This window comes from Kitasatospora sp. NPDC087271 (assembly GCF_044744605.1).
GTDB lineage: Bacteria > Actinomycetota > Actinomycetes > Streptomycetales > Streptomycetaceae > Kitasatospora.
Genome location: NZ_JBIUYQ010000040.1, coordinates 45126 through 52002 on the forward strand (window position 1 = coordinate 45126; position 6877 = coordinate 52002).

Here is a 6877-nt window from a genome sequence, read left to right on the forward strand (position 1 = left end):
ACCCCATGGCTGAGCTACCGGAGCGGTCCTTGCTCGTCAACGTGGACAGTGGGATCCGACAAGAACACGTCGGCATCCACCGGGCCATAGGCGATGTTGAAGGTGTCCAGCCAGTACGACCAGCCCCGCACACCCGCCGCGCTGCTGAAACGGTAGTTGAGCTGCCAGCGGACCCACTGGCCGGAGGCAAGGCGCACAGCTGGGGGCCGTCGCGGCCGAGGTGGGATGGCGAACAGGGGCTGCACTCGGGGAAGGACGCGCAGTCGGCCGTCGGCTTCGCGAAGCTGGACGTCGACCTTGCGCAGGTCTTCCTCGACGCCATGGGGCTCGAAGCCGTCTCGCTCATGCATGCGGACCACGTGCGCAAACGAGGGCGGCATATACGGGACAGTGAAGCCGACCGGGGCCGCGTTCCTACGGGCGGCAGCCTCTCCTCCGCGGGACTGCTTCGTCCAGGACGTCCGTATCCACTGGACGGTGATTTCCACGGCCTCCACCCCTGCCACTCCATCGAAGATCTCACTCTATGCGCGCGGCTTCTCCGGCCCGCACCAACACCGCCAACGCCCCGAGCGGCAAGCCGAAGGAAGATCAACTTGAACTGTCCACATAAAGTCGGAAATCGGGTTCGGCGTCACGAGGCTGTTGAACTTTGATCTGCTGCCGAGGACCAAGCGGATCAACAAGGTGAAGCTGTACCGGCCGGGCCGGCGAGCCGGACGCCTACCCGCAGCTGGCCCCGGCGCCGACCCGCCCGATCCGCTGGGAACTCATCACCCAGCAGCACGATCAGATAGTCAAGTACGCGACCGCGATCCGGACCCGTACCGCGTCCACCGAGGTGATCCTGCGCGGGTTCACGGGCCAGCGCTCGGCCGTCTGACACGCGCCCGCGGAGTCAGCGGTCAGTGTTGAAAGCGGTAGCGGGTCTGGCTGTACGTCTCGCCCTTGCCGAAGGCGAATCCGGCCTCCGGGTCGATGCGGTACAGCAGGACCTTGCCGGAGCGGATGGTGCCACCGAGGCCGTGCCAGGTGCCGTCCGGGCTCGTCAGCAGGTCGCCGTACTTGCTCTCGTAGGCGTCGGCGGTGGTGCTGCGTTCAGCCGGATCGCACACCAACTCGGCACGTCCCTCGATGGTGATGTCGATACCGTCGAGGACGTTCGTGCCGGTCGTCATGACGCAGTGGTCGTTCGCGTGGAGGTTACGCGTCTTGCGCTCTTGGTCACCGGTGGCGAAGTACAGGGCGCCGCCGGTCCAGACGGCCAGCAACGGTGTCACGTGGGGCCGGCTGTCGGGCCGGACGGTGGACAGCCAGAACAGTCGCGCCTGCTCCAGCTCACGCAGTGCGGTCGGCCAGGGGGTCGCGTCGGCGCCTGAGTCGCTGAAGGGTCCGATCTCGGCGACCGGGTCACGGTCTGACATGGAAGCTCCTCAATGGGTCAGTTGGAAATGGGGTCGGTCACGATCTGGTCGACGGGAGGCGCCGCGGTCTCTCTGGTGACCGGTGCCGATCGCTTGCCGAGCACGGCCGGAGCGATGACCACGCCCACTGCCGCGACGAGGCCGATCACGGCGAACGCGGCCTGATGACCGGGAACCAGCGTCTGCGGCGCGGCGATCCCAGGCGTGGGTGCCTGCGCGGCGACAACGCTGCCGGCGATGGCTACGCCGAGGGCGGTACCAACCGCGAAGCAGGTATCGGCGAGTCCGGCGGCCAGACCGGAGTGCCGTTCAGCGACACCGGTGAACGCCGTGATCTGCGTACAGACGGTGGCGGTGCCCATGCCCGCCCCGAAGACCAACAGGGCAAATGTCAGCAGTTCCGGTGAGCTGTGCTCGGGCACCACCAGGGTGAGTAGCAGGCAGGCTCCACCGAGCAGGGCAGTGTCGACGGTCGCGACCGGACGCACGCCGATCCTGGTCACAACCCGCTGGCAGACCAGAGCGCCGACGACGGCCGCCACGGTCATCACCCCGGCCGTGAGGCAGTATCACCGGCGCGAGGATCAGCACCACCACCCCGACCGGGACGTCGGTCCAGAAGACCCACTGCCAGCCGAGCGTACTGGTGATCAGGCCGCCGAGCAGCAGCCCGGCGGTGGCACCGAACCCTCTGATCCCACCCCCAGATTCCCAGTGCCCTGTTCCGCTCGCTGCCTTCGGCGAAGGCGTTCGTCACCATGGGCAAGGCTGCGGGGGCGATGATGGCGGCCGACACACCCTGCAAAGCGCGGGCCGCAACCGGGGCTTCGACCGTCGGGGCGAACCCGCGTCCCAACGAGGCCAACACGCGCAGCGACATCCCGGCCAGGAAGACCCTGCGGCGGCCGAGCAGATCCGCGGCGCGGCCGCACAGCAGCAGCAGGCCGGCAAAGGCCAGCGCGTAGGCCGTGACCGCCCAGTGGACGGCGGTGCCGTGCACCCGAAACTCCCGCTCGACGGCCGGCAGGGCGGTGAGCAAGCTGGTCCCGTCCAGGATGGTCACGAAGAACGCCGTGCCCGGCAACACCAGCGCCCGCCACCTCAAGGCGGCCGCCCGCGGGCTCACTCGCGCCCTCCCGTACCCAGCTCGACGCCCAGCGCGTCAAGCCAGTCGCCCGTGCCGTGCTTCCGCCAGGAGGGCTCCTCCCGGCCGTCGAGGAAGGCGCCCTGCTCGGTGAGGACCAGCCGGGTGCCCCCATCGGCCGGGCAGAACGCCACGGTCGTCAGCGATACCGTCGCCAGGTCGTCTTCCACGTGCAACACGGAGGTGTAGACGATGCGCTCGTCCCGGACGATGTCGCGGTACAACGATTCAAACGTCATCGACAGGCCGTTGTCCGGGTGGCTGCGGTTGACCTCCCGGCCCCCGACCCGGAAGTCCAGTTCATGCTCCGCGTCGGGGGTGGAGAACCAGCGGGCCTTCGCCTTCGGGTTGGCCCATGCCGCGAACACCCGGGCCGCCGTGGCCGGGTAGAGGCGTTCGAGGGTGAACGTGGCGTGCGTGACAGAACGGTCGATCATCACAAGTTCCCTTGCTCCGGTGTGCCGGGATCATCGAGCAGGTAGTCGCCGAGCCGGTCCAGGCGCCATTCCCAGGACGTGCGCTGCTCGGCAAGCCAGTCCTCGGCCGTCCGCAGTACCTCCGGCTCGATGCGGCAGGTGCGGACGCGGCCGACCTTCTCGGATCTGACCAGCCCGCACGCTTCCAGCACCTGGATGTGTTGCATGACCGCCGGTAGCGACATCTCCAGTGGCCTGGCCAGTTCGCTGACCGGCGCAGGCCCACGGATCAGGCGCTGCACCATCGCCCGGCGCGTTCCATCCGCCAGCGCCTGGAACACCCGGTCCAGCGATCCAGCATAGTTAGGCATGTACTTAACTATGAGTCGGCACATATTTACAGTCAAGTACTTCCTTGCTGCGTAACTCGCGCCGGATAGTGTTCGGATGCAAAGGATCAAGCGATTCCGCCGGGCGGCGCCACGGCCCGCGGACAGGGGGAGGTCAACGTGATCGTGGGTACCGGCCGGAGGCTCGTCCTGATCCGTCATGCGCAGGCCGAACGGGAGACGGCGGTCGACAGGGAACGGCGTCTCGACGAGTGGGGGCGGGAGGAGGCGTCCCGGGCCGGACGATGGCTCGCGGGTTCCGGCATCACGCCCGATCTCGCGCGGGTGTCCGGCGCCCGCCGGACCAGGGAGACCTGGGAACGCGTGGGCGCCGCGTTGCCGCGGCTCCCCGAGACGGTCCACGAGCAGGGGCTCTACGACCTCAGTGTGGAGATCCATCGGGGGGAAGCGGGGATCGGCGAGCTGGCCGCGATGGTGCGGGGGAGTTCGGACGACGTGGGCGACCTGGTCGTCGTCGGACACGATCCGAGCCTGTCCGAGCTGGTCCGGCTCCTCGTCGGAACGGCCGACGGCGACCTCTCGCGGCGGGTGGAGGAGTCTGGGTTCCCGACCGCCTCCGTGGCCGTCCTCGAGTTCGACGGTTCCTGGCAGAGGATCGGGCCCGGAGCCGCGAGGATCACCGCGTTCTGGACGCCGTCGCAGAGTTGAGACGGTGCACCTCGAGGCGTCGGTGCGTCCGGCGTCCCCCGCCCCACAACCCTGGCCGGGCCCGCCGGCGGCCGGAAGGTCTACCGGTTCCAGACCGCCCGGTGACCTCGTCGCCAGCGACATCCGGCGGTCGACGTCTGTCCGATGAGGTGTTCAACTGCTCATTTGTCTGGTCATTTGTCGGACAGGACTCAGGGCCCGACGCCGTCGTGCCTGGACGACAGCGTCGCAGGCGTGCCGTGCTGAGCCTCACTGCACGGCGGGGGCTGCGATGCTGTCGAATCGTCGGCAGACCGAGGAAGACCGGCGAGGCTGCGTTCCTGCCGAGCCAGTCTCCAGCGTGTCCGCCTCGGTGCGAAAGACCCAGACGGTGAGGGCCTGGACACCCAGGCCGCCGCGATGGGCCAGCGTCCACAAGCCCGGCCATGGCCTGTTCCGGCGCGCCACCGGGCGGGAGCTGCGGCATCTGGTCCTGCCGGGACAGCGCAACGATCGGGCGACCCGCGACGCCGTGGTCGACCTGGAGGCCGCGGGGAGGGTGCGGGAGGATCTGCGCCTGCCGGACAACCGCAAGCTGTGGACCCTGACCGCGACCGGGCGCCGCGAGGCCACCGCCCCGCCCCAGCCGGGGCGAAGCTGTCCGCGCTGCGCCCCGAGCGGGACGCCCAGGGCAGGGTGTTCTCCGAGCACGCCCTGGACGTCGTCGCCACTGCCGGTGGCTTTCTGCGATGCCTGGTGGTTTGCGGGGGCGGATCGGGGTGAGAAGAGGACCGGTGGTCGAGAGCGTGGTTCGGACGGTGGACATCCCCCTCTTCATCGTCCGGACCCGTGCCACCGGGGTTCAGAGCCCGGCCACCGTGGCGGTCACACACCGGTGGCCGGGCGCCCCATGGCCGGTGTCAGGGCCGCCGGCCGTCTGAGCTGAACCGGATTTTGTAGAGGCCCTGAAGCCAGGCATGATCGCCCTGGCAGATGGGAGAACACAGGTCCGATGCCTGCTCCACGTAAGTACCCCGACGAGCTCCGCGAGCGTGCGGTCCGCGAGGTCCGATCCTCCGGACGTCCGGTCGCGTACGTCGCTCGTGACCTGGGCATCCACAAGGAGGCCCTGCGCAACTGGGTGCGCCAGGCCGAGGCCGACCAGGGTGAACGGTCCGACCTGCTGACGAGCGCCGAGAAAGCCGAGATCGCGCAACTCCGCAAGGAGAATGCCGAGCTGAAGCGATCGGTGGAGATCCTCAAGGCCGCCTCCGTGTTTTTCGCGAAGGAGCTCGACCGGCCCCGCACGAAGCCGACGCGGTGATCGACCACCTGCGCGAGGACTTCGGGGTCGAGCCCGTGTGCCGGGAACTCGATCTGTCCGTCTCCGCCTACTTCGCCCGCCGCTCCCGGCCGCGTTCCGCCCGATCGGTGCGGGACGAGGTGCTGCTGGAGCGGATCCGCGCAGTCCACGAGGGCTCCGCCGGGACCTACGGGGTCAGGCGGATCCACCGCCAGCTGCGGCGTGAGGGCATCCATGCGGCCCGCTGCACGGTTGAGCGGCTGATGCGCGAGGACGGCCTCGAAGGTGTCATACGCGGCCGGCGCCGCCGCACCACCGTCCCCGAACCGGCCGCTCCCAGGCCGCCGGACCTGGTCAACCGCGCCTTCATCGCCCACCGGCCGAACCAGCTGTGGGTGGCCGACCTGACCTACGTGGGGACCTGGGCCGGCTGGGTCTACGTGGCGTTCGTGCTGGACGTGTACTCGCGGATGATCGTCGGATGGCAGCTCGCCACCCATATGCGCACCGATCTGCCCCTGGACGCGCTGGAGATGGCGCTGTGGCGGCGGGGCATCAACAAGGGCTCCGGTCTGATCCACCACAGCGACAGGGGGAGCCAAGGTGGGTTCAACCGGTCGTCGCAACACCTCGATCGTGGAGGTGTCGGGTGGGGCGGCCTGTGGGGTGGACAACGAAGGTGACGGGGCGTCCGGCGATGCGTTCGCCGGGTCGGCCACCGGTGCGTCGGGACGTGGAACGCGCGTTCTGGTTGAAGATCGCCGAGGGGCTCACGAGCGAGGATGCCGCGCTGGCATGCGGGGCGTCCGGGCCCGTCGGTTCGCGGTGGTTCCGCGATCGTGGCGGGATGCCTTCAATCCAGCTCAGCCCATTGTCAGGCCGGTATCTGTCGTTCGCCGAGCGCGAGGAGATCTCCCTGTTGAGGGCCCAGGACGCCGGCGTGAGGGAGATCGCCCGCAGGCTGGGGCGGTCTCTGTCGACGATCTCCCGTGAGCTGCGACGCAACGCGGCCACTCGGTGCGGGCAACTCGACTACCGGGCCTCGATCGCGCAGTGGAAGGCCGAGCTGGCCGCTCGCCGGCCGAAGACGGCCAAGCTCGCGACCGACGAGCGGCTGCGTGAGTATGTCCGGGACCGGCTGGCCGGCGTGATCCAGGCGCCGGACGGCAAGACGGTGGCTGGTCCCACGACCGAGCAGTGGAAGGGACGGAACAAGCCCCGCCGTCAGGACCGGCGTTGGACGACGGCGTGGAGTCCGGAACAGATAGCCAAACGGCTGCCGATCGACCACCCCGATGACGAGTCCATGCGGATCTCGCACGAGGCGATCTACCAGGCCCTCTACGTCCAGGGCCGCGGCTCGCTCGACCGTGAGCTGGTCACGTGCCTGCGGACAGGGCGTGCCCTGCGGGTTCCTCGCTCCCGCGCCCGCAGGAAGGCGGCCGGTCACGTCACGCCCGACGTGATGATCAGCGAGCGTCCCGCCGAGGTCGAGACCCGGGCCGTCGCGGGCCACTGGGAAGGCGATCTGATCATCGGGGCGAACCGGTCCG

Annotated in this window: 9 protein-coding genes and 3 pseudogenes; 5 read left to right on the top strand and 7 right to left on the bottom strand. The window is 69.3% G+C overall.

Going from position 1 to position 6877, the window contains the following annotated elements; all coding sequences use genetic code 11:
- Positions 1-14 precede the first annotated feature (14 nt).
- Positions 15-488, bottom strand: coding sequence for a hypothetical protein (locus tag ACIO9K_RS36305; protein WP_400336133.1), 474 nt, complete (start codon positions 486-488; stop codon positions 15-17).
- A gap of 154 nt (positions 489-642) precedes the next feature.
- Between ACIO9K_RS36305 and ACIO9K_RS36310 the strand changes: the two are divergent.
- A pseudogene (locus tag ACIO9K_RS36310) lies at positions 643-862 on the top strand (Tn3 family transposase); the annotation flags it as partial.
- A gap of 43 nt (positions 863-905) precedes the next feature.
- On the opposite strand, the gene ACIO9K_RS36315 reads toward ACIO9K_RS36310, so the two are convergent.
- From ACIO9K_RS36315 to ACIO9K_RS36340, 6 genes and pseudogenes are all read right to left on the bottom strand, one after another.
- Positions 906-1424: a pyridoxamine 5'-phosphate oxidase family protein gene (locus ACIO9K_RS36315; RefSeq protein WP_400336135.1), complete on the bottom strand. Its 519-nt coding sequence runs from the start codon at positions 1422-1424 to the stop codon at positions 906-908.
- Positions 1425-1441: 17 nt separating this feature from the next.
- Complete coding sequence (locus tag ACIO9K_RS36320) at positions 1442-1966, bottom strand: MFS transporter (RefSeq protein ID WP_400336137.1); 525 nt, start codon at positions 1964-1966, stop codon at positions 1442-1444.
- A 37-nt stretch (positions 1967-2003) separates the two neighbouring features.
- Positions 2004-2120: pseudogene (locus ACIO9K_RS36325) on the bottom strand (hypothetical protein); the annotation flags it as partial.
- A 16-nt stretch (positions 2121-2136) separates the two neighbouring features.
- Positions 2137-2550, bottom strand: a pseudogene (locus ACIO9K_RS36330) (MFS transporter); the annotation flags it as partial.
- The gene (locus tag ACIO9K_RS36335) at positions 2547-3005 is read right to left on the bottom strand and encodes an SRPBCC family protein (protein WP_363587086.1); all 459 of its coding nucleotides are present in this window, start codon (positions 3003-3005) and stop codon (positions 2547-2549) included. The pseudogene ACIO9K_RS36330 and the gene ACIO9K_RS36335, both read right to left, overlap by 4 nt.
- Positions 3005-3355, bottom strand: a complete 351-nt coding sequence (locus ACIO9K_RS36340) for a metalloregulator ArsR/SmtB family transcription factor (RefSeq protein WP_363623773.1) — start codon at positions 3353-3355, stop codon at positions 3005-3007. The genes ACIO9K_RS36335 and ACIO9K_RS36340 overlap by 1 nt, the downstream gene beginning before the upstream one ends.
- A 138-nt stretch (positions 3356-3493) precedes the next feature.
- Between ACIO9K_RS36340 and ACIO9K_RS36345 the strand changes: the two genes are divergently transcribed.
- The 4 genes from ACIO9K_RS36345 to ACIO9K_RS36360 all read left to right on the top strand — a co-directional run.
- Complete coding sequence (locus tag ACIO9K_RS36345) at positions 3494-4042, top strand: SixA phosphatase family protein (protein ID WP_400336139.1); 549 nt, start codon at positions 3494-3496, stop codon at positions 4040-4042.
- Positions 4043-5033: 991 nt separating this feature from the next.
- A complete protein-coding gene (locus ACIO9K_RS36350; RefSeq protein WP_400336141.1) occupies positions 5034-5345 on the top strand; it encodes a transposase in 312 nt (103 codons plus the stop codon).
- Positions 5342-6007 (top strand): IS3 family transposase, encoded by a 666-nt coding sequence (locus ACIO9K_RS36355; RefSeq protein ID WP_400336143.1) that lies wholly within the window; start codon positions 5342-5344, stop codon positions 6005-6007. Before ACIO9K_RS36350 ends, ACIO9K_RS36355 begins: the two co-directional genes overlap by 4 nt.
- 14 nt (positions 6008-6021) lie before the next feature.
- A partial coding sequence (locus ACIO9K_RS36360; protein ID WP_400336147.1) for a transposase occupies positions 6022-6877 on the top strand: 856 nt, incomplete at its 3' end.

Coding starts and splice junctions, on each gene's coding strand:
- ACIO9K_RS36315 (WP_400336135.1), bottom strand. CDS start 1,424: ATGTCAGACCGTGACCCGGTCGCCGAGATCGGACCCTTCAGCGACTCA.
- ACIO9K_RS36335 (WP_363587086.1), bottom strand. CDS start 3,005: ATGATCGACCGTTCTGTCACGCACGCCACGTTCACCCTCGAACGCCTC.
- ACIO9K_RS36340 (WP_363623773.1), bottom strand. CDS start 3,355: ATGCCTAACTATGCTGGATCGCTGGACCGGGTGTTCCAGGCGCTGGCG.
- ACIO9K_RS36350 (WP_400336141.1), top strand. CDS start 5,034: ATGCCTGCTCCACGTAAGTACCCCGACGAGCTCCGCGAGCGTGCGGTC.